Below are 20,856 nucleotides of genomic sequence, written 5' to 3'. Positions count from 1 at the left end.
CATGACAGCCACACTTTCCCGCCGCGGGTTTCTGAAATCAGCTGCTGCCGCCGGGGCGGTTCTGTATGTTGGTGCAAACGCTGATGGCACCATGGCCGCATCTGGTCAGGTCGACGCGATGCTGAATCCCTTCGTCAAGATCGACAGTGACGGCAACGTCATAGCCATCGTCAAGCATTTTGAAAAAGGGCAGGGGCCTGCCACCGGTCTGACCTCGCTGATCGCCGAGGAACTGGGTGTCACTATGGATCAGATCGGCTATGAATTCGCGCCTTCTGATCCGAATGTGTACAACAACATTCTGTTTGGCCCGTTTCAAGGCACGGGTGGATCCACCGCGATGGCGAATTCCTGGGTGCAATACCGGACTGCCGGTGCCAATGCCCGCGAGATGCTGATCAAAGCTGCGGCTGAGACCTGGGGGGTCGACCCATCTTCTCTGGATATTCAGGAGGGCCTGATTACGGGGGCAGCTAAGTCCGCTCCTTTGGGAGAATTCGTTGCGGCTGCTGCCAGTTTTACGCCCTCCGAAACGCCGCGCCTGCGTGATCCGTCCGAATGGAAGATCATCGGCAACCCCAAGACGCGTCGCAAAGACAGCCCGGTCAAGATCAACGGCACCGCTAAATTTGCGATGGACGTGCAACTGGACACCCAGATGGTCGTAATGGTCAAGCGTACCCCTCAGCGCGGAGGCACTGTTGCTGGCTTTGATGATAGTGCCGCCAAAGACATTAAGGGCTTCATCATGGCCCGGACCCTGCCGACCAAGCACGGTGTTGCGGTGTATGCCGAGAACACCTGGGCCGCGATGCAGGCGCGCGAAGCCTTGCAGGTCGAGTGGGACCTGTCCGCCGCCGAGACCCGCTCGTCGCAGGAAATCCGGGACGAGATCATGGCGGCGCTGGATGCCGCGCCGGTCTACAATGTCAACAAAGCCGATCAGGCAACGGTGGCGGCTGCTGTGGATGGGGCGGCTACAGTTGTGGAAAAGACCTTCTACTTCCCGCTGCTGGCGCACGCCCCGATGGAGCCTTTGAATTGCACCATCGAACAAACTGCGGATGGGGATATCGTGCTGCATGATGGTGCGCAGATGCCGACAGGTCCGCACATGGCCTATCAGCAGATCTTTGGCCTTCCTGCCGAGAAGATCCACATCAACACGATGCTGGCCGGAGGTTCATTCGGGCGTCGCGCAACGCCGGATGCGGATTATCAAGTCGAGGCAGCATTGGCCTTTGCGCTGACCGACCGTTCGCGCCCGGTCAAACTGGTTTGGGATCGCGAAGACGACATCCGGGGCGGTTACTACCGCCCGGCCTTTGGCCACAAAGTTCGGGTCGGGCTGGACGATACCGGGGCCATCGTCGGCTGGCTGCATCAGGTCGCCGGTCAGCCCGTCATCAAAGGCACCCCATTCGAGGCGGTTCTTGTGCATGACGGAATTGATCATTCCAGCGTCGAAGGGTTGGCGGACAGTCCCTATGCCATTCCGGGCATGGCGGTTGGCCTGACCGACACGAAAAAGGCGACCTCGGTTCTGTGGTGGCGCTCGGTCGGGCATACCCACACCGGTTATGTCATGGAGGTCATGATGGACATGGCGGCCAAGGCGGTCGGCCAGGATCCGGTCGCGTTCCGGCTGAGCTATCTGCAGGGCGATGACAAGGATCAGGCGCGCAAGGCGGGGGTTTTGAAACTGGCGGCCGAGAAAGGCAACTGGGGCAACCCGCAACCGGGCAATGTGCAGGGTGTCGCTGTGCACAAATCATTCGGGTCTTATGTGGCCGAAGTGGTCGAAATCTCGGGCAGCGTTGAGGACGGCATCCGTATCGAAAAGGTCACCGCAGCCGTCGATTGCGGTATCGCGGTCAACCCGGATGTGATCAAGGCGCAGATCGAAGGCGGTATCGGCTATGGCATCGGGCACGCGATGCGCGATCAGATCACATTGGACGGTGGTGCGGTCGAACAATCCAACTTCCCGGATTACGAGCCGCTGCGGATCTCGGACATCCAGTCGATCGAGACCCACATCGTACCTTCGGCAGAGGCCCCGACTGGTGTTGGTGAGCCCGGAACACCGCCCGCGGCGCCTGCTTTGGCCAATGCGATTGCCGAGCTGGATCTCCGGGTTTCAGAATTGCCAATGAACGAAAACGGAGTTTCGTTCGCTTGATCAAAAACGGTAACGCCGGTTTATTCGGCGATACCACGCGGCTGACGCAGCCCTAACACTTGCGTGATTTTTCGGCGTTGCAGCAAACTATCCTTTGCGCTGATCACCGTCTCAATCCAATACTGCGTCAACGGCCATAGTTTTCGGAGCGTTCATGCGGGTTAGCGTCGGCATCGCTGTCTCAATGCTGGTTGCCCTGTCCATTGGGGTCTCGACGTTCATCGTCCACTCGCTGTGGTGGACGACGGCGCGCGATAACAGCCGCATGCTTGCCGCCGAGATCAACACCCAGATTGCAAACACGGTTCGCATTGAGGTCGGCGTGACACTCAGATCAGCCGAGGCCGCCTGGGCTGCTGTGCGCACGATCTTTGTCCAGAATGTCATCGGTACACGTCAGGCCGACAAGCGCGAGTTTGTCTTTCTATCGCAACTGCAGGCGCAACCCAACATTTCATGGATTTTCTTCGGTTGGCCGGACGGGAATTTCTTTGCTTCGCACCGTCTTGGGGACGGCGGGCTTGAGATGATCGAGATCGACAAGAATATCCGCGACCGTATGTTGCGGAAAGACCGCTATATCTTCATTCCGGGGGATATCCAGTTCGAAGAACGGAGCTTTACCGAGACATCCTATGATCCGCGCGAACATGCGTGGTACGGCAACTTCCTGAATATGAGCTCGCAGGGGTGGATCGAGGCGCACGGCCTGCCGGGCAATGAAAAGACTGTTTATGCCTTTGCCGGTCCGGTCGATGTCAATCGCAGGCGGCAGGGCGTGCTTGCGGTTGCCATCGAAACGGACCGGTTGTCGCGCTTTCTGGCGACGCTGCATCCCGGTGAGTTTGGCGCAGCTTTCATACTCGACGCAGACGGCAAAGTTATCGCCGTTCCCGATGCTGATGCCGATGAAACCACCCCGGCGCGCATGGGTGAAGGAGAGTTGTACGAGGTCGCCATGATCTCGGGCGAGAAGCTATTGGGTGATCGCGCGGCAAACACGGCTGGCAGCCAGACCACGCGGATCGTGATCGACGGCGTGCCCTATGCAGTGGCCTTGACACCATTGGGGTTCTACGGCTGGCGGGTGGCCACGGTCATCCCGGAATCCGCTTTCTTGTCGGGGATCGACAAGACTTTGATAAACCTTCTCTATATTCTGGTCGGCGTTGTTGTGGTTGCCACCGGGCTGGCGATCTGGCTGGTACGTCGAGTGGTTGCGAACCCATTGGCACAAATCGCCGAAGACCTCAGCAAGATCGAACGTTTTGATGTCGAGCGCATCTCGCGCAGACCCTCAAGACTGTCTGAGCTTGCAAACCTTTCGGCGGCCACGGCCAGCATGGCGGCGGGTCTGTCAGCGTTCCGGAAATATGTCCCGACGGATCTGGTGCGAATGCTGGTTGCCGAGGGCATCAAGACCGAACCGGGTGGTGATATTAAGCCGATCTCGGTCCTGTTTTGCGACGTCGCCGGTTTCACTGGGCTGTCCGAAAAACTTGGGCCCCAAATTGTCGAACTGATGGAGCCGTTCTTCAGTGCGGCATCGGCTGCGATTGCGCGCCATGACGGCACCATCGACAAATTCATGGGCGACGCCGTGATGGCGTTCTGGGGCGCGCCACGCAAGGATGACTGTCATGCCCAGAACGCGTGCTGTGCCGCGCTTGATCTTGTGGCGGCGGTCAAGGCGGCGGGTATCGAGGACGAGGCTGGCAACCCGTTACGCGTGCGGATCGGGTTGAACAGCGGTGAGGCTTTGGTCGGGAACATCGGATCCGAACAACGACTGAATTACACCGCGATCGGTGATGTTGTGAATGTTGCCAGCCGTCTGGAAGGGGCGAACAAGGAATACGGCACGATGATCCTGATTGGTCCCGAGACCCGGCAGGAGGCTGGGGATACCATCGTCGTGCGCGAACTGGATACGCTGACGGTGTTCGGGCGCAGCAAAGAGCTGGTGGTCTACGAGCTGATCGCGATGTCTGACGATTTCGACGGTTCCATGGCCTGGATCGAGTCCTATGAACAGGGACTTGCGCATTATCGGGCCATGCGGTTTGAACAGGCTGTAGCGGCTTTTGATGCCGCTGACCGGGCGCGAAACGGTGACCCGGCATCAGTCGTGATGAAGGCACGTGCCCGGACATTGCTCGAGAACCCGCCAGCGCAGGATTGGCATGCCGTCACGAATACGGAAAAATAACACCTGTCGGACTACTTCAGTACTGGGACTGATCGCAGCCTCTGCTTGGCGAAGTCGATGAAAGCGCGGGTTTTTGCGGGGGCTCGTCGGCCCTCGACATGAACCAGATGGACAGGCAGCGGGGACGGCTCGTAGGTGTCCAGAACCGATTGCAGTGTGCCAGCCTCAAGATCCGGTCCGATCTGATAGGACAGCACCCGGCATAAGCCCCAGCCCTGACGCGCAACCGATATCGCTGCCGCCACGCTGCTGACCATCAGGCGGGGCTTGATACGCACCGTCTCTTGCTGGTCGAGGCCGAACCGCCAGTCGGTCACGGGGCTTATGCCAGCGGCGGATACGATCTGGTGCGATTGCAAATCGGACGGGGTGTCCGGCACGCCGTGCGTGTCGAAATAAGAGGGTGCCCCGCAGATCATTCGGCGCACATGCCCGACCCGCACGGCGGTTAACCCCGAGGATGGCAATTCGCCAATGCGCACCGCCAGATCAATGCCTTCCTCGACAAGATCCACCACGCGGTCGAGCATCAGGACATCAGCGGTCATCCCGGGTTGCTGATCCAGAAAATCGGTCAGGATGGGCGCAACGTGAATGCGCCCGAACTCGTTCGGGCAGGTAATGCGCAACTGGCCGACCGGATTGGACGCCGCACCGCGCGCCGCATCATCTGCAGCCTGCAACTGCGCCAATATGTGTCGCGCGTCTTCCAGATAGGCATGGCCGACCTCGGTTAGACGCACCCGGCGGGTCGTGCGCGTGAACAGGCGCGCGCCCAACCGCTCTTCAAGTGCGTTGACCCCCCGGGTCGCCGAAGGTGCGCTGAGCCCCAGCTTGCGCGCGCCACCTGCAAAGCTTTCCGCATCGGCAACGGCGATGAACACTTCAAGGGTCTGGAGGCGGTCCATTATCATCAATTCCTGAAATAATGACTTTCCAACAGAGTATATTCCTTTGTTCGACAACGTAAACTAGCTGTTTGGCAACAGGTTCACCTCGAATTGGATTTGATCATGAACGCAGAACCACCACGTCAACCCGTCCCGCCTTTCACCGAGGAAACCGCCAAGCTCAAGGTGCGATTGGCCGAGGATGGCTGGAATGGCCGCGACCCTGCCAAGGTTGCGCTGGCCTATACGCCCGATACCGAATGGCGCAACCGCGCCGAGTTCCCAAAAGGCCGTGAGCAGGTGCAGGAGTTCCTGACCCGCAAGTGGAACAAGGAACTGGACTATCGCCTGATCAAAGAGCTGTGGGCCTTTGCCGGCAACCGGATCGCGGTGCGCTACGCCTATGAATACCACGACGACAGCGGCAACTGGTTCCGCGCTTACGGCAACGAGAACTGGGAATTCGACGAAAATGGCTACATGGCCCATCGCCATGCCTCGATCAACGAGCTTCCGATAGCGGAAGAAGACAGGAAATTCCGCTGGCCTCTGGGCCGCCGCCCTGACGACCATCCCGGCCTGAGCGATTTGGGCCTCTAACCAGAACTGGATACCACGATGACACCGATCAAACTCTACCGTAATCCCAAATCCGGCCACTGCCACCGGGTTGAATTGATGCTGGCGCTGCTGGGTCTTCCTTACGAGACCATCGATCTCGACATGGCCAATGGTGCGCATAAAGCACCGGACTATCTGAAGATCAGCCCGTTCGGTCTGGTGCCCGCGATTGACGATGGCGGGTACACGCTGGCGGATTCCAACGCGATCCTTGTGTATCTGGTGCAGACCTACGCGAAAGATGCGCATTGGATGCCGACAGATCCTAAAACCGCCGCCGAAGTTCAACGCTGGCTGACGGTCGCGGCGGATAACGTCTATTCCGGCCCCTGCGCGGCCCGTCTGGTCAAGGTTTTCGGCGTGCCGCTGGATCATGGTGCGGCGGTGGCCAAAGCCCATGCTCTGTTCAATGTGATGGAGGCGCATCTGGATGGCCGCGACTGGCTGGCCGCCGATACAATCACTATCGCCGATGTAGCGGGCTACAGCTATATCGCGCATGCCCCAGAAGGCGGCGTGGATCTGGCGCCTTATCCCAACGTTCGCAACTGGCTGACCCGGATTGAATCGCAACCCGGTTTCGTCGGCATGGCAACCTCGCCCATCCCCGAGCTTGCCTGACACCCAAAGGTCAGTGCCCAGGCACTGACCTCTCCCTTCAGGAGGATTGGTGACATGGATCAGAAAGCAGAAAACACTCCCTTTCACGCAGGTGAACGCGCGGCACAAGAGCGCGCGGGCGTTGGCGATATCTCGAAATGGGCCAGCGGGTTTATCCGGGATTACATGCCTGACCAACACCGGGACTTCTACGCTTCGCTGCCATTTCTGATCCTGTCCGGACGGGACAGTTCTGGTGCGACATGGGTGACATTGGTCGACGGTCCCGAAGGGTTCATCCGCTCTCCGGACCCACAAACCCTGACGCTGGATACAGCCCTTCACGCGCAGGACCCGTTGTCCGGGGTTTTTGCGGCGGGAACCGATGTGGGTCTTGTCGGGATCGAGCTATCCAACCGTCGCCGCAACCGTCTGAGTGGACATATACGGTCGGCAAATGGTGGCTATGTGGTCGATATCCGGCAGACTTTCGGCAATTGCCCGCAGTATATTCACGAGCGTGTCTGGCGCCGGGTAGACAACCAAGCCGGCCCGGCGAAGCACTCAGAAATGTTGACCCCGGACCAGATTGACCTGATTGCCCGATCCGAGACGATGTTCATTGGGTCAGGGCATCAGCAAGGTGCTGACACGCCCTCGCGTGGGTTTGATGCCTCACATCGCGGTGGCGCACCGGGGTTTGTACAGATCAAAGACGCGCGCCATCTGCGGATACCGGATTACGCGGGCAACAATTTCTTCAATACCATCGGTAATCTGATTACCGACCCGCGGGTCGGATTGGTCTTTGTCGATTTCGAAACCGGCAGCCTTTTGCATGTTACCGGCCGCGCCAATATCGATTGGCATCCAACCGATGCCAACGATGATGACGCCTGGCGCATGATCGACGTGACGGTCGAGGCCGTGATCGAGCGCCCGAATGCGCTTGCGCTGCGTTGGTCCAGGAAGGATCAGACCCGCCGGTTCAAACTCACGCGCCGCGTTGCTGAGGCGCAAGGCATCGCTTCGTTCCATCTCAGCCCGACGGATGGAAAGGAGGTCTGGCCGTTTGCCGCCGGGCAGCATCTTCCCATCTCAGTCACTCTCCCGGGGCGGGCCGAAGCGATATCGCGCAGCTATTCGCTGTCCGGTGACCCAGGTGCGACCGACCGCTATCGCCTGACCATAAAACGTGAGCCCAAGGGTGTGGTATCCCGCTTCCTGCATGACGCATTGCAAGAAGGGGCCGAGATCATCGCCTCAGAGCCTGCCGGTGATTTCACCTTGCCGCAAAGCGATCAGCCCGCGGTGCTGGTCAGTGCAGGGGTCGGTGTGACGCCTATGATGGCCATGCTACATAGCGCTTTGGCGGAGGGGCGCGAACACCCGCTGTGGTTTGTTCATGGGGCCAGAAATGGTTCTGAACATGCTCTGCGTGATGAAGTCTCGCAACTCATTGCGCAAATACCAGACGCGCAGGCCAGGATTTTCTACAGCAAACCTGCCGCGACCGATGTGCCGGGGGTAGATTATCAGAGCCGTGGGCGCATTACGCCGCAAGCGCTGATTGATCTGAATACCGGACCGGATGCGCTTTATCTGCTTTGCGGACCGGGCCCTTTCTTATCAGATATCAAAACCGGGTTGGAGGCGCTGGGTGTTTCAGCGCAGAATATCTCATACGAGATATTCGGACCACAGGGGCAATGAAACCCTCTTCGATCAGGTCGGGTCATCGCCTAGCCTGGGGTCCTTATACCGATTGAGATCCAGAATTCCGGCCTGAACCGCATCCTGACGGATCAACGCGTCCTGCACCTGATCGCTGACGGACCAGAAATCAGGGCTAGTACGCCGTATCCCGAAGGCCGAGACCAATTGCATCCAATCCGTGCCGGTTTTCACTGCTTTCAGAGCGTGCACAAAACTGTCCAGTTGATCCCGCTCGACGGTGAAAAAGAAGTTCGGATAACTGCCGATCAGTCCGGGCATGATGGTCAAGATATCTGATCGCGGCTCGCGCCGCGCGGCCTCATCAAACAGAAAGGCCACATTGTCATGGGCCTTGTCGTGGATCAGCGTGAACATCTGCGGTTCGTTGGCTTTATCGCTCACAACAAGGATCGACAGATCAGGCAGGAATTGCACCCAATCCCCCGTTTGGTTTGCGAGCGCACGTAAATGTTGCGCCGGGTCTGAGGCGTTTGCAGCCAGGGCACAGCCCGGCCCTTCGCACCTGTTGATTGGGTCTGTCAGAGGCCAAAGCCCGGCACCACGCTGAAGCAGGTTCAGCAGGAACTCTTGCTTCGGGGTATCGGTTTCATATGCAATCGCAGTGGGAAAACTGTCGTCAACTCGGCGGCGATGCCAATAGGTGTGGATCTCGCTGAGTATCCCTTTGTACCAGCTTTTGTGCATCTCTGGCCGCACGTCCTGTGGCATAAAAAACAGAAACGTATCCTCGCCCTCCATGCGCAGCTCGTCCATATAAAGCCGTGTCGAAAGCTGATGCTCGACCCGTCCAAAAACGTCGTATCCGGCCACGAGGTCATAGTAGATACGCTCAAAAATCGGATAATCGAGCACCCAGGCGGTTTCGGGAATGGTTCCATGAAACCCGGTCATGGCAGAGGCGTTGTCGAAATGGCGAAACACGGTGATCAGCGCATTTGGGTTTGAGCCATCGCCATCCCAGATGGCATCATATCCGGACCCGGTTTTATGCACCGGACTTTGCCCATAGCGGGCGTCGCGAAACTTGAGGTACTGCACCTGATTGTTGTGCGAAAACCCCTGCAGTTGATCCAGTACCCCGCCGCCGCTGTTCGAGACGGGCAGCTCAAGAAATTCAGCTCCATCCTGAAGATAGCTGGGATCAATGACGGACAGATCTGCGTCCGGGTCCAGAAAACTGACCCAGAACCGATCTTCGATTACATCTACAGCCGTTTCACCATGACAAACCGGTCCGCGAATAAAACTGCGGACAAAGAACAGCGCATCATCGAGCAGAAACTGATAGCGACTGCGTGACGGGATCGCGGCAAATGTCGTGAACGGGTTTCCACCCTCGCTTTCACCGTATCCGGGCAGTTCTGCGAGGGTCCAATCGGCGTTCAGGAACAAGCTCTGGTACCGCTCCATCCGTTCCGCGCTGAGCCGATAGACAAGGTGTTCCTTATGCACGATCGTCTCGGTGACCAGTAACAGGCGATAATAGAACGGCCCACTGCCCGGATCGTCAAAGGGGCGACGCGTGGCGATCACATCGATGGTCTCGCCCCCCGGTGTGCGCGAGCGCACGAGTTGAAAAAACCGGCCGGGGACATCGCCCTCAAAATGCAGCCGGGCCAGAAAGAGATGTTCATAGACATATCGGCTGATCAATTGGCCGCGCGGGTCAGAAGCGTTCAGGAAAGCTTCCCATTCAACGATCTGGCGCTTGATCTCGTCAGGCAATTCCTCGGCTTTGGACGTCGTGGGTGCGCCTGCACGCGCCCATGCGGTCAGCAAGGTGTAGTCATCATCGCTCAAAGGCGCGGTCGCATAGGGCATTCCAGCCAAGGGGTGCGCCGGGCTGAAATCGTCGAACTCTTCTGGCGTGGGACATACCAGGGGCCTGTCAAGCGCCAGGCCAAGCGTATCGGGGATCGGTTCATCTGGCGCCAAACCGTTCTGACGGCTCAGATCAAGGTAGCGTTCAAGCAATTGGGGCGTGACGGAATGAAACCCAAGTTTGCGCCATTCGGGTACGGATTGCGCATCCACTCCCAACCTTGTCGGCTGTGCATCCGAAAGCCGTTGGGTGTGATAGACCACCTCTTTGCTGCCACCGCGCAAAAGGCCCTCGTGCGAGGTCAGTTTCAGCTGGCAAGGGGCGTCATAGCAGCTGTGACAAACCACGCAACGTCGATCCAGCACGCCACGCACAGCGGTCCAGTCTTCGGTTGACTGCGTCTGGGCCTGCGCTTGCGATCCCGCATCGCAGAAAAAAACAAGCAAACCGGCAAAACCTGTCGCGATTATCCGTTTCAACAACGTTTGTGCTTGCAACATTGACGCCTCACCTGGCCACCGGCAATTCCCTGCTTCGGTAGATTGGCGCGGAGCGCGCGCCCATGTCGAGTCCCTTGAAAGAACCAATCGAGCAGCTTCGGGTTAACAAAACGTTTCATAAACCTGTTCTGAATCCACAAAGCGCGAAAGCTTGCACATTTGGCGCATTTGAATGCACTTGGTTATATTGCCGCTGACGATAACGGGTATTGCTTTTTGCCTAACTTCTCCAGTTCGCCATCCGTTCTGACAAAACGGGCCGTAACTCTTGGCTGCGCAGCTTTGGGCACCGGCGTGTTCTGGCTTCTGAAACTGCCGTTGCCGTTCCTGTTCGGCCCCATGACTGCCTGTCTGATTGCCGCATTGGCGCATGCCCCCATGGCGGGGTTCGGGCAGGTTTCGATTGCGGCCCGAACGATATTGGGCGTTGCGGTGGGTGCGTCGATCACGCCCGACCTTTTTGCGGAACTTCCCAAGATGGCGGCCTCGATCCTTCTGATGCCGCTCTTCATCATTCTGATCGCGCTGATCGGAGTGCCGTTTTTCCGCAAGATGTGGGGCTTTGACGGTATGACCGCCTTTTATGCCGCGATGCCTGGCGGTTTGCAGGACATGATCATTTTCGGCACAGAAGCGGGCGCCGACCCGCGCGCCTTGTCCCTGATCCACGCCACCCGCGTTCTGATCATCGTCACGTTGGCGCCATTGTTCCTTGCGGTTTTCTACGACGCTCAATTGTCCAACCCGATCGGCGAACCCGCGCGCGATTTACCGGTTCACGAATTGGTTTTGATGGTTCTGGCTGCGCTGATTGGCTGGAAAGGAGGGGAGCGAATTGGGCTCATCGGAGCCTCGATTCTGGGCCCCCTGATCCTGACGGCCGCGTTGTCACTTGGCGATCTCATCCACACCCGCCCCCCAAGCGAAGCGATATTGGCCGCCCAGTTCTTTATCGGATGCAGTATCGGAGTGAACTTTCTGGGCGTCACCTGGCTTGAGCTGCGCCGGGTTGTGGCAGCGGGGTTTGCCTATGTGGTTCTGTTGGCGGTGCTGGCTGCCGTGTTCACAGCAATCGTCACCAACTTGGGTCTGGGAAAACCGGTTGAGGCCTTTCTGGCCTTCGCGCCCGGAGGTCAGGCTGAAATGACGGTTCTGGCAATCGTTTCGGGCGCTGATCTGGGTTTTGTGATCACGCATCACCTGATCCGGATCGTATTGGTCATCATCGGCGCGCCTATCGCGGCAAATCTCATCATGCGTTACTTCAAGCCCAGAAATTAGCTTGCGCTTAAAACCTGACAATCGGCGGCCATTTTTTCGCGGGTGTCGTCCGGTTAAACGCCCAAACCCTCCATGTGCGCGTCCCAGATGGTTGCTTGTCCGCTCCATTCGAGGCTAAGGGGAACAAAGGTCTCGATGTGGAAGCCCATCGGGCACATTCATAGTCAAGACAGGTCCGCTACGTGAAAACCAGCCAGAAAAGCAAAAGCCACAAAGCTGCGCCGTCTTTGCAGGAAAGAAACCGCCGTAAACGGATACGCAATCGTATCCTGATTTTGCTGTCTCCGGTAATCCTTCTGCTGTCGCCCGTGCTGGTGCCAATCTACTTTATTGTGCGTAAGTACAAAAACGCGTCACCGCAAAAGTCGGTTGGACGGATGGGCGCCCTTGCCGGCAATCTGGCGTCGGTCAAGCCCGCGCTGCAAGACCCCGATGAGGAAGCGCGCGTTGACGACACTCCCGACACTTTCGCGCTGTGCCGCGTGATCGGGAACGACCTGGTGCCGCGCCACAAAGCGGGGCAGTCACTGCAGAATGTCCGCTTCATTCTCGAAAACGAACCTGACTTGCAGGACTGTACCAAACTCTGGATTCTGAACCGGATCGTTGACCCCGAGAACGAAGCCGCACTGATCGCCCTGCTTGAGAAACACAGTCAGAAATACAAGCGCATTCCGTTTGATCCCGCCAAATTGCAGGCGATTGGTTATGATTTCGCGCCTTTCGATTCACCGATTTTGTTTGCCGACGGGACAATGGATGGGCTGGATGATGAGACCCGGGGCAAGCTGGTCACACAGGCCTATCGGGCACGCAACAACTATGTGATGAACAACAACGGCGCGCGCAATCAGGCGCTGGAGTACTGTCTGGAGCATGCCAAATGGGCTCTGCCCTTCGACGGGAACTGCTATTTTACCAAAAGCGCCTGGGACGCGCTGCATGGCGATATTATTTCTCAGCGCGACAAGCGGTATTTTTGCGTGCCCATGGCGCGGATGCAGAACAACGACGATCTGCTTGCGGACGCAAGCAAACCTGACGCCAACGAAGAGCCGCAGATGGCCTTTCGATGCGACGCCCCCCTGAAGTTCGACGAAGCGCACCCCTACGGGCGGCGGCCCAAGGTCGAATTGTTCGTGCATCTGGGCATTCCTGGCCCATGGCAGGACTGGCCGGTCGAAAATTTCGATATTCCCCCGCGCAAGGTCCACGCCGAGGGCCATCGCGTGGGCAACGCTGGGTGGGTGGCCCGGCTGTTTTCAGGGCAGGCGAAGCTGGAACAATCTGGGGGCAAGACCCTTAAGAACCGCGGTCTTGCCCGGAACGAAGCGATCTGCGCCACCTTGGACATGCTCGAAGCGCGCCGTATGGCCGATACCGTTGCTGAGGGCGCGCCAGTGTTTTTTGATACAGCCCGGATTGATGCGCTGGCTGGGGCAGCGGAAGATGCCGATCTGATTGCGGTGACGTTGGCAGCCAGTGACGCCCTGACCCGGGGTCCGTTTTCGGTAGTCGACAAGCCCGACCCCGGACCCAGCGGGGACAAGCACGACTATTTTCACCCGTCGCCCTATTGGTGGCCCGACCCGAAGAAGAAGGACGGTCGGCCCTATGTGTTCCGCGATGGAGAGCGAGTCCCCGGCACGCAGCTATATGAGCCAGAAAGCGACCGCTTTGACCGGACCAGATTGCAAAGGCTGCTTGATGATACGACCGCCCTCGCGCTGGCGGCGAGACTTACCGGCGAGCCCCGCTATGAGGACCACGCCGCACGTCTGGTCAAAACCTGGTTTGTCGATCCCGAAACCAGAATGAACCCCAATCTGGATTATGCGCAGGTGCGGTTGGGGCATAAGGGCGACAAAGGTCTGGCGCATGGTCTGATCGAGACCAAGGATTTCTATTTCTTCCTCGATGCAGTTCGGTTGCTGGACAATGCCGAACTCAGCCAGGGCCTGCGCGATTGGTGCGCTGATTTCCTCGGGTGGCTGACGTCCAGCGATCAGGGAAAGGGCGAAGCCCGGGCCAAGAATAACCACGGGACGTGCTTTGACCTGCAAGCGGCTGCTCTGGCGGCATTTTTAGAGGATTCAACGGCATTGCAGCGGATCAACCTGCGGGCGCAGGCGCGGATTTTGGGCAGCATAACCGAAGATGGCGAACAACCGCATGAAATGACCCGCACGCTGACCCAGCATTATTGCGCGTTCAACCTGCAAAGCTGGATCAACCTTTTCAACTTGCTTGAAGGAACCGGTTTGCAACCGTGGAGCAGCGATGCAGCCGACAGATTGATCGTGGCCATGCGCCGGTTACTGACGGATTCGGTCGAAGGCTGGACGCATGAGCAGATCGAGCCGTTCGAATTCGCGCGTTTGGTCCCCATCGACGTCACTCTGCGCCAGCAGACCGGTCAGGGGATTTTGCACCCGGCGGAGGCTCCGGCCTGCTTCCATCCCCATGACGGCATTCCGCCTTTCTGGCGGCTGGCTCGGGGCTATGACAGTCTTGGCTAATTAAACACAGTCAATAAAGCCTCAGGAATCCTGCGGGCCTTGCTCGAATTCGCGAAATTCCTCTGCGATTGCCGTTGCGGCCACATCCAGCAAACGCGCGCCGTCCTCAGGTGTTGCCAGCGCGGAATGCGATCCGACACGCCCGTCCGGAAAATCCGCTCGGTGCTCATCCGGCGAGCCGTGCCGGTCGCCTGCGTGGGCGCGCATATACTCAGGGCTTAGCTTCCGGGGTGGCTCAGCAGCCTGATTGGAGGGAAGTACACCCAAAAGCGATTGCGTGATGGCGATCTCGGATGGGGTGGCGTGCATCCCTTCCCAGTCCCCATAGAGTTCCCTGCGCAGGGCGTTCACCGCCTCCGGCTCCCACCAACTGCGGATTGCCATCTGACCGGGTAAAAGCGTTGCGGCAATCTGGCGTAACGAATCCAGATTTGCCCCGTGCCCGTTGACCACGAACACACCCTTGAACCCCTGTTTCAGAAGCCCGCGAATGACTTCGGACGCGAGCCGTTGGAAAGTGCCGGCAGAGACGGACACGGTTCCGGGAAACCCGGTGTTGAATGGGGCAGGGGTGTAGGCAAGAGGCGGCGCAACAATGGCGTCGCAGTGTTCAGCGGCGGCGAGTGCGATGGCTTCGGCACAGATCGTGTCGGTTCCGATCCGGCCCATCGGTCCGTGTTGCTCGGTCGATCCCACCGGGAGCATCACTGCCGCACCGCCTTTGATACGGGCGTCAACTTCGTACCACGTCAAATGATCCAGCTTCATGGCGATCTGAATGTCTGGTAGGCGCCCGGCAATGGTGCCGGACGCCCGATCAGGTCAGAGACCCCATTTCTTGCGGTTTTCTTCAAAAAACCCTTGCGCCTTCTTAACTTCGATCCAGTTGTTCACGTAGTTGATCCAGACCTGATCGCCCTGCGGCAGGATCATCGCGATAGGCGATGGCGAACGTGGACCCGCGTTCTTGACGCGCTCGATTGGGAATTTCGCCTCGAGGGTCGAGCCCTCGATATTCGATGTGATGAAGACGTCCGCACGTCCGGCGATCACTTCCTGAAAGCCACGGGCAGGGGCTTCGACCACTTTGATGTTGGCGTCGGGGAACCATTCGCGCACGCGCTTTTCAAAGGTTGTGCCAAGGGTGGTTGCAACGGTGACATCCGGATTGTTGATCGATTCATAGCCATCGAACTTGTCCGCTTTGTCTTTGGTCGTATATGGAAACAGCTCAACCGCGATATAACTGTCCGAGAACCCCGCCACCTTCATCCGCGGCGGCGAGATCGAGGCCGAGCCGGTCAGGTGGTATTTGCCCGCCACCACACCATTCACCAGCGTTTTCCAGTCTGTGGGCACATATTCGACCTCAACCCCCAGATCGGCGGCCAGCTCGTTCATGATGTCGATATCATAGCCCTTATAGCTGTTGGTCGCTGGATCACGTAGGGACATCGGGTTCCAGTCTCCGGTGGTGCCGACCTTCAGAACTCCGGAATCCAGAACCTCATTCAGGGCCGATTGCGCCTGTGCGGCACCGGACAAAACCAGCCCGAGCGCGGCAGCTGCCGCTGCTTTTAGAAAAGTGTTCATCAATTTCTCCTGTTGGTGGCGTTTCGGCCTTGAAGCCGTATTCTTTGTTGATTTAAGCGCAAAGGGAAAGATAACCTCAAGAAAATATTCAGCTAAGAATGAAATAGGGGCAGGCCAGCCAATGCCAGACGCCGCCATCGAACTTGTGGACGTGAACAAATGGTTCGGCACGTTTCACGTTCTCAAGGACATCAACCTGACGGTCGGAAGCGGCGAAAAGGTGGTGATTTGCGGGCCGTCCGGGTCTGGTAAATCCACTGTTGTCCGGTGCATCAACCAGTTGGAAAAACACCAGAAAGGCACGATCCGCGTGGACGGGGTCGAACTGACGAATGATCCCAAGACCATTGCTGCGATCAGTTCCGAGGTCGGGATGGTCTTTCAGCAGTTCAACCTGTTTCCGCACCTGACCGTTCTGGAAAACCTGACGCTGGGCCCGATCAAGGCGCGGGGTCTGAGCCGCAAAGATGCTGAGGAAAAAGCCCGCCATTATCTCGACCGGGTTCATATCCCCGATCAGGCCGACAAGCGCCCGATCCAGCTGTCGGGTGGTCAGCAACAGCGCGTCGCGATTGCCCGGTCGTTGTGCATGGAGCCCCGGGTGCTGCTATTTGACGAGCCCACTTCGGCGCTTGATCCCGAGATGATCTCGGAAGTGCTGGATGTGATGGTCGAGTTGGCGCAGGAAGGCATGACAATGGTCGTCGTTACCCATGAGATGGGCTTTGCCCGCAAGGTGGCCGACAAGATGATCTTCATGGATGCGGGCGAGATTGTCGAAGAAGGACATCCCGAGCATTTCTTCACCAACCCTCAGTCCGAGCGGTGCCGCAAATTCCTCAGCCAAATCCTGCAGCACTGAGAGAGGCCGATGAAAAAGCTTATTCTGATATCGCCGCTTGTGTTGCTGGCAGGTTGCTCGTCTTCGCAGACCTGGGGCTGGTATGTCATCAACCCGACGACCGACTCGGGCTGGACGAATGTGAAATTCCTGATTTCGGGCATGGGGTCGACCATTTTGATCTCGTTGATCGCGGCGGTACTGTCGATCGTGGTCGGTCTGTTGGTGGCGCTGCCGGGTCTGTCGGAAAAGCGCGGCTGGCGGCTGGTCAACCGGGTCTATGTGGAGTTCATCCGCGCCATCCCTCTACTACCAATGCTGTTCTGGGTGTTCTACGGGTTGCCCATCGTGTTCCAGTCGATGGGCCTGAATATTCCTATCGACCCGTTCTGGGGCGCAATTATCACGCTGGCGATCTCGGACAGTGCCTTTACCGCAGAAATCTATCGCGCCGGCATCCAGTCGATTGCGCGCGGCCAGCGCGAGGCGGCGCAGACGATCGGGCTGAACTATGTGCAGACCATGCGCTATGTGATCCTGCCGCAAGCGATCCGACGTATCCTGCCACCTCTGGCAAATCAGTTCATCTACATCGTCAAGATGAGCGCGTTTGCCAGCGTCATCGGCATGCAGGAACTGACCCGCCGTGCCAATGAACTGGTGGTGACCGAATACCGCCCGCTGGAGATCTATACCCTGCTGATTTTCGAATACCTGATCCTGGTTCTGATCATCAGTGCGGGCGTGCGCTGGCTGGAGCGCCGCATGGGCGCGGATGAGCGCGGATAAGGAGCATACGCATGGATTGGAAAGATTTCATGGCCGAGACCGAGGCCAATATCGGAACCTTCTCGAAAGAGGTGCCGGAAACCGTGCGCGGGTTCGGGATCATGGGCAAGGCTGCTAAAACCGACGGGGTTCTGAGCGAGAAGACCAAAGAATTCATGGCCCTCGGCATCGCCATTGCCACCCGCTGCGACAGTTGCATCGGATTTCATGTCAAATCGCTGGTCCGGCTGGGTGCCACGCGCGAAGAGATGTGCGAAGCTCTGGCGATGGCGACCTATATGGGTGGTGGCCCGTCTTATGCCTACAGTGCCAAGGCGCTGAAGGCCTATGATGTGTTTTCGGAGTAAGCCAAATGCGCCCTGATCTGGCCGGAGCAAACGGGTTCATTCGAAACAGCTGGTACGTCGCGGGCCGGTCCGAGGATTTTGGTCGCGAGCTGAGCGCTGTGCGGATGCTGGACGAAGAGATCGTGATTTATCGTGATACGGCAGGCAAGGCCATCGCGCTTGAGGATGCCTGCCCGCACCGCAAGCTGCCCCTGTCTCGTGGCACCATTGAAGGCGATCACGTTGTTTGCGGATATCACGGGCTGACCTTCGGCTGCGGCGGCGAATGTGTCAGCGCGCCGACCCAGTTGGACAACCCGCCGCGTCGCGCTGCCGTGCACGCCTATCCGGCTGAGGATCGCTGGGGATTTCTGTGGCTGTGGATGGGCGACCCTGCACAAGCCAGCACGGATGACATCATCGACATCCCCAATTTCGACAACCCTGACTGGGGCAAAACCCAGAAGGGCGCGATGGAGATGGCGTGCCATTACCTTTATATCATCGACAATCTGCTGGACCCCAGTCATGTGGCCTGGGTGCATTTGACCTCATTCGCCGGGGCAGGGACGGATAATCGCCCGCTTGATGTCGACGAGACCGAGGGTGGCGTCATTGTGTCCCGCTGGATCGCGGACGAGCCCGCGCCGCCTTATTATGCGCCGATCCTGCCGTTTGGCCCAAGCTGCGACCGCAAGCAGCATTACGAATGCCGCTTGCCATCGACGGCAATCAACATGTCGGTTTATACGCCGACAGGTGAGGGGGGCGCAGACCGCCCGATGTCACCCAATGCCTTCGTGAACATCTCATACAATTTCATCACGCCGGTTGATCAGGAGACTTCGCGCTATTTCTGGTTCCAGCACCGCAATATGCACGCAGGTGATGCGGCCATGTCCCAGCGTATGTTCGAAGGTGCGGTGATGGCGTTCAATGAAGACAAAGAGGTGCTGGAATACGTCCAGACCGGAATGGCGCGCCGCAAGAGCGGTTATATCAATCTTGGGCTGGACGCAGGCGCGATGCGATTTCGATCGCGTGTCGCACGGGTGATCGCGGAAGAGGCGGGCTGATCAGGACGCGCTGAGCCTGCCATTGGCGCCCTGACCCACAGCTTGTTCCGGGGCGTCGAACACTGCTTTGACGCAGGGATATTGTTCAAGGATCTGGGCGCCTCCTGGAATCCGATCAGGGTGCAGCACGCCAGTATCCCACACTGCCACACCGTCCACGTGGACCGTCGGGTCCAGAACGTTCAGCGAAATCTCCCCCGGTGCATAGTGTCCGCAGGTGTGAAAATGCAGCAAGCGTGGATTTCCGAAGGCCGAACCGCTCCACTTCTCGAAATTCTGAAATGCGGGGGCCGTATAGGCACAGCCGGGATGAATACCCGCATGCCACGAATGCATGGTCAGCGGATCAAGGCCGAACATCTTGCCGACCTTTGCATAATGCATCTCAGCGCAATGCACATCCATTGGATGACCCGTAAAACCCAGCAGCTTGCTGTTTTCGAACTGAACGGCCAGCGGTTCACGCAGCTCGCAACCGTAAGGCTCGTAGAATTTTGAACCGGTCCCGACCAGAAAGCCATCCTGCATCACCGTGCCCGAAAACCCCTGCGCTGGAACGGGGGCGAAGACGGACATAGGGAACCGTGCAACACTGACATCCGTGGCACCCTTTTTGGGAAAGGCCGCGCCGGGACCGCTGAAATCCGTGCCCAGAGGGCATGTGACCCGAATATGCTCCGCGCCCGCCAGCAAGGTATTTACCGCGTTTTTCAGGGCGACAAAGCCGAAGTAATTCGCCCGTCCAAAACCTGACGCAAGCGCATCCTTGTCAAGCGCGTAAGACATGATCGGATGCACGTCGGCCAGATCGGCATCGAACCGGATCTGGTCACCGGTCCGCGACAGGAACAGGGTGCGGTCGGCGGTCTTCATTGCCGCGATGACATCACCGGACAGCTTTGGACCCATCGGATCAAAAGGGATGGTCTGCATCGTCGCCTGAATGCCCAACGTCTGCGCGCATTCCAGAATGCCTTTTGCGATGTCGGTATCGTAATAGTCGCTACCAGGTGCTTCGCAGAGAACAAGCAACTGATCGCCCGCCGACAGCCCTCCGCATCGGACCAGCAGGTTTTCTGCACCGGCATGTAGGTCCGATTTGTGCATTCCGATGATTCCTCATGTGCCAGCTTCAAAGGTGGTATATACCCGCCTCACGTTTCTGTTACCGCCAGAAAACGACGCCTTTCAGAAAATTTCTGCTGACACGTCTTTCCGCATTGTTCATATGCTGGATTAGCAGCCGACAGGAGGAACAGGAATGAGCGCCTGGATCGAGATGATCTCTGACGAGCAGGCGGATGGCCGTCTGAAGGAATTGCTGGATAATGCCAGAACACCACATGGCACGGTCGATACGGTGATGCGGGTCCATTCGCTGCGGCCAGAAACGATGAACGGGCATGTGGTTCTGTATCGTTCGGTCCTGCATTCGGATGACAACAAGCTGCCATTCTGGTTTCTGGAAGTGGTGGCCAGCTATACCTCCATCCTCAACGACTGCACCTATTCGCTGACGCATCATTTCATGAACGTCCGCAATCTGCTTAAGGACCAGCCTGGCAGCGACAGGATATTCATGGCACTCAAGGCACACCGGCCCGAGGATGAGTTTCAGGGCAAGGAACTGGCCCTGTTGCGCTATGCCGCGAAACTAACCACGGATGTCGGCAAGATGGTCAAATCCGATTTTGAGGCGCTGAAACTTGCCGGTTGTGACGATGGCGAGATACTCGAGGTCAATCAGGTCTGCGCATATTTCAACTATTCCAACCGCCTGTTGAACGGATTGGGTGCCACGACTGAAAATGATGTGATCGGGTACTACAAAGGCGATGACTGAGTGATCGGCAGTGTCATGCGTCTGAAG

Annotated in this window: 17 protein-coding genes; 12 read left to right on the top strand and 5 right to left on the bottom strand. The window is 58.2% G+C overall.

Annotated elements, in window-relative coordinates:
- Position 1 precedes the first annotated feature (1 nt).
- Positions 2 to 2,182 (top strand): xanthine dehydrogenase family protein molybdopterin-binding subunit, encoded by a 2,181-nt coding sequence (locus tag ACR3E4_RS20680; protein ID WP_480531224.1) that lies wholly within the window; start codon positions 2 to 4, stop codon positions 2,180 to 2,182.
- 154 nt (positions 2,183 to 2,336) lie between these two features.
- A complete protein-coding gene (locus tag ACR3E4_RS20675) occupies positions 2,337 to 4,391 on the top strand; it encodes an adenylate/guanylate cyclase domain-containing protein (RefSeq protein ID WP_480531222.1) in 2,055 nt (684 codons plus the stop codon).
- A gap of 11 nt (positions 4,392 to 4,402) precedes the next feature.
- Here the strand turns inward: ACR3E4_RS20675 and ACR3E4_RS20670 are convergent, their stop codons facing one another.
- Positions 4,403 to 5,299, bottom strand: coding sequence for a LysR family transcriptional regulator (locus tag ACR3E4_RS20670; RefSeq protein ID WP_480531220.1), 897 nt, complete (start codon positions 5,297 to 5,299; stop codon positions 4,403 to 4,405).
- A 105-nt stretch (positions 5,300 to 5,404) separates the two neighbouring features.
- On the opposite strand from ACR3E4_RS20670, the gene ACR3E4_RS20665 reads away from it, so the two are divergent.
- From ACR3E4_RS20665 to ACR3E4_RS20655, 3 genes are read left to right on the top strand one after another with little or no spacing between them, the layout of a single operon-like run.
- Entirely contained in the window at positions 5,405 to 5,881 is a 477-nt protein-coding gene (locus tag ACR3E4_RS20665; protein ID WP_480531218.1) for a nuclear transport factor 2 family protein, read from the top strand.
- 18 nt (positions 5,882 to 5,899) lie between these two features.
- Positions 5,900 to 6,523: a glutathione S-transferase family protein gene (locus ACR3E4_RS20660; protein WP_480531216.1), complete on the top strand. Its 624-nt coding sequence runs from the start codon at positions 5,900 to 5,902 to the stop codon at positions 6,521 to 6,523.
- Positions 6,524 to 6,577: 54 nt separating this feature from the next.
- Positions 6,578 to 8,215, top strand: a complete 1,638-nt coding sequence (locus ACR3E4_RS20655; protein WP_480531214.1) for an FAD-binding oxidoreductase — start codon at positions 6,578 to 6,580, stop codon at positions 8,213 to 8,215.
- A 12-nt stretch (positions 8,216 to 8,227) separates the two neighbouring features.
- Here ACR3E4_RS20655 and ACR3E4_RS20650 read toward each other — a convergent pair whose 3' ends face one another.
- Positions 8,228 to 10,561: a fatty acid cis/trans isomerase gene (locus tag ACR3E4_RS20650; RefSeq protein WP_480531212.1), complete on the bottom strand. Its 2,334-nt coding sequence runs from the start codon at positions 10,559 to 10,561 to the stop codon at positions 8,228 to 8,230.
- 294 nt (positions 10,562 to 10,855) lie between these two features.
- Here ACR3E4_RS20650 and ACR3E4_RS20645 point away from each other — a divergent pair, with 294 nt between their 5' ends.
- Positions 10,856 to 11,842, top strand: a complete 987-nt coding sequence (locus tag ACR3E4_RS20645; RefSeq protein WP_480531210.1) for an AbrB family transcriptional regulator — start codon at positions 10,856 to 10,858, stop codon at positions 11,840 to 11,842.
- A 377-nt stretch (positions 11,843 to 12,219) separates the two neighbouring features.
- A complete protein-coding gene (locus tag ACR3E4_RS20640; protein ID WP_480531208.1) occupies positions 12,220 to 14,361 on the top strand; it encodes an alginate lyase family protein in 2,142 nt (713 codons plus the stop codon).
- 21 nt (positions 14,362 to 14,382) lie between these two features.
- On the opposite strand, the gene ACR3E4_RS20635 is transcribed toward ACR3E4_RS20640, so the two are convergent.
- Together ACR3E4_RS20635 and ACR3E4_RS20630 are read right to left on the bottom strand one after the other, a co-directional pair.
- Positions 14,383 to 15,129 carry a creatininase family protein gene (locus ACR3E4_RS20635; protein WP_480531206.1) on the bottom strand — a complete coding sequence of 249 codons (747 nt, stop codon included), beginning with the start codon at positions 15,127 to 15,129 and terminating at the stop codon, positions 14,383 to 14,385.
- Between the two features lie 54 nt (positions 15,130 to 15,183).
- Positions 15,184 to 15,954 carry a transporter substrate-binding domain-containing protein gene (locus tag ACR3E4_RS20630; RefSeq protein WP_480531204.1) on the bottom strand — a complete coding sequence of 257 codons (771 nt, stop codon included), beginning with the start codon at positions 15,952 to 15,954 and terminating at the stop codon, positions 15,184 to 15,186.
- Positions 15,955 to 16,075: 121 nt separating this feature from the next.
- Here ACR3E4_RS20630 and ACR3E4_RS20625 point away from each other — a divergent pair, with 121 nt between their 5' ends.
- The 4 genes from ACR3E4_RS20625 to ACR3E4_RS20610 are packed head-to-tail and all read left to right on the top strand — an operon-like array spanning position 16,076 to position 18,986.
- A complete protein-coding gene (locus tag ACR3E4_RS20625; RefSeq protein WP_480531202.1) occupies positions 16,076 to 16,816 on the top strand; it encodes an amino acid ABC transporter ATP-binding protein in 741 nt (246 codons plus the stop codon).
- Positions 16,817 to 16,825: 9 nt separating this feature from the next.
- A complete protein-coding gene (locus ACR3E4_RS20620; protein ID WP_480531200.1) occupies positions 16,826 to 17,584 on the top strand; it encodes an amino acid ABC transporter permease in 759 nt (252 codons plus the stop codon).
- Between the two features lie 11 nt (positions 17,585 to 17,595).
- Positions 17,596 to 17,931, top strand: coding sequence for a carboxymuconolactone decarboxylase family protein (locus ACR3E4_RS20615; RefSeq protein WP_480531198.1), 336 nt, complete (start codon positions 17,596 to 17,598; stop codon positions 17,929 to 17,931).
- A 5-nt stretch (positions 17,932 to 17,936) separates the two neighbouring features.
- Entirely contained in the window at positions 17,937 to 18,986 is a 1,050-nt protein-coding gene (locus ACR3E4_RS20610; RefSeq protein WP_480531196.1) for an aromatic ring-hydroxylating dioxygenase subunit alpha, read from the top strand.
- Here the strand turns inward: ACR3E4_RS20610 and ACR3E4_RS20605 are convergent, their stop codons facing one another.
- The gene (locus tag ACR3E4_RS20605; protein WP_480531194.1) at positions 18,987 to 20,093 is read right to left on the bottom strand and encodes a hypothetical protein; all 1,107 of its coding nucleotides are present in this window, start codon (positions 20,091 to 20,093) and stop codon (positions 18,987 to 18,989) included.
- Between the two features lie 154 nt (positions 20,094 to 20,247).
- Between ACR3E4_RS20605 and ACR3E4_RS20600 the strand changes: the two genes are divergently transcribed.
- Positions 20,248 to 20,829: a carboxymuconolactone decarboxylase family protein gene (locus tag ACR3E4_RS20600; protein WP_480531192.1), complete on the top strand. Its 582-nt coding sequence runs from the start codon at positions 20,248 to 20,250 to the stop codon at positions 20,827 to 20,829.
- The last annotated feature ends 27 nt before the right edge of the window (positions 20,830 to 20,856 follow it).

Source organism: Ruegeria sp. AP11 (genome assembly GCF_056535865.1).
The sequence above is the reverse complement of the archived record's forward strand: the minus strand, read 5'-3'. Positions and strand labels throughout refer to the sequence as shown.

Bases quoted from the DNA above. Each gene is read 5' to 3' on its own strand.
- ACR3E4_RS20680 (WP_480531224.1), top strand. From the start codon at position 2: ATGACAGCCACACTTTCCCGCCGCGGGTTTCTGAAATCAGCTGCTGCC.
- ACR3E4_RS20675 (WP_480531222.1), top strand. From the start codon at position 2,337: ATGCGGGTTAGCGTCGGCATCGCTGTCTCAATGCTGGTTGCCCTGTCC.
- ACR3E4_RS20670 (WP_480531220.1), bottom strand. From the start codon at position 5,299: ATGGACCGCCTCCAGACCCTTGAAGTGTTCATCGCCGTTGCCGATGCG.
- ACR3E4_RS20665 (WP_480531218.1), top strand. From the start codon at position 5,405: ATGAACGCAGAACCACCACGTCAACCCGTCCCGCCTTTCACCGAGGAA.
- ACR3E4_RS20660 (WP_480531216.1), top strand. From the start codon at position 5,900: ATGACACCGATCAAACTCTACCGTAATCCCAAATCCGGCCACTGCCAC.
- ACR3E4_RS20655 (WP_480531214.1), top strand. From the start codon at position 6,578: ATGGATCAGAAAGCAGAAAACACTCCCTTTCACGCAGGTGAACGCGCG.
- ACR3E4_RS20650 (WP_480531212.1), bottom strand. From the start codon at position 10,561: ATGTTGCAAGCACAAACGTTGTTGAAACGGATAATCGCGACAGGTTTT.
- ACR3E4_RS20640 (WP_480531208.1), top strand. From the start codon at position 12,220: ATGGGCGCCCTTGCCGGCAATCTGGCGTCGGTCAAGCCCGCGCTGCAA.
- ACR3E4_RS20635 (WP_480531206.1), bottom strand. From the start codon at position 15,129: ATGAAGCTGGATCATTTGACGTGGTACGAAGTTGACGCCCGTATCAAA.
- ACR3E4_RS20630 (WP_480531204.1), bottom strand. From the start codon at position 15,954: ATGAACACTTTTCTAAAAGCAGCGGCAGCTGCCGCGCTCGGGCTGGTT.
- ACR3E4_RS20625 (WP_480531202.1), top strand. From the start codon at position 16,076: ATGCCAGACGCCGCCATCGAACTTGTGGACGTGAACAAATGGTTCGGC.
- ACR3E4_RS20620 (WP_480531200.1), top strand. From the start codon at position 16,826: ATGAAAAAGCTTATTCTGATATCGCCGCTTGTGTTGCTGGCAGGTTGC.
- ACR3E4_RS20615 (WP_480531198.1), top strand. From the start codon at position 17,596: ATGGATTGGAAAGATTTCATGGCCGAGACCGAGGCCAATATCGGAACC.
- ACR3E4_RS20610 (WP_480531196.1), top strand. From the start codon at position 17,937: ATGCGCCCTGATCTGGCCGGAGCAAACGGGTTCATTCGAAACAGCTGG.
- ACR3E4_RS20605 (WP_480531194.1), bottom strand. From the start codon at position 20,093: ATGCACAAATCGGACCTACATGCCGGTGCAGAAAACCTGCTGGTCCGA.
- ACR3E4_RS20600 (WP_480531192.1), top strand. From the start codon at position 20,248: ATGAGCGCCTGGATCGAGATGATCTCTGACGAGCAGGCGGATGGCCGT.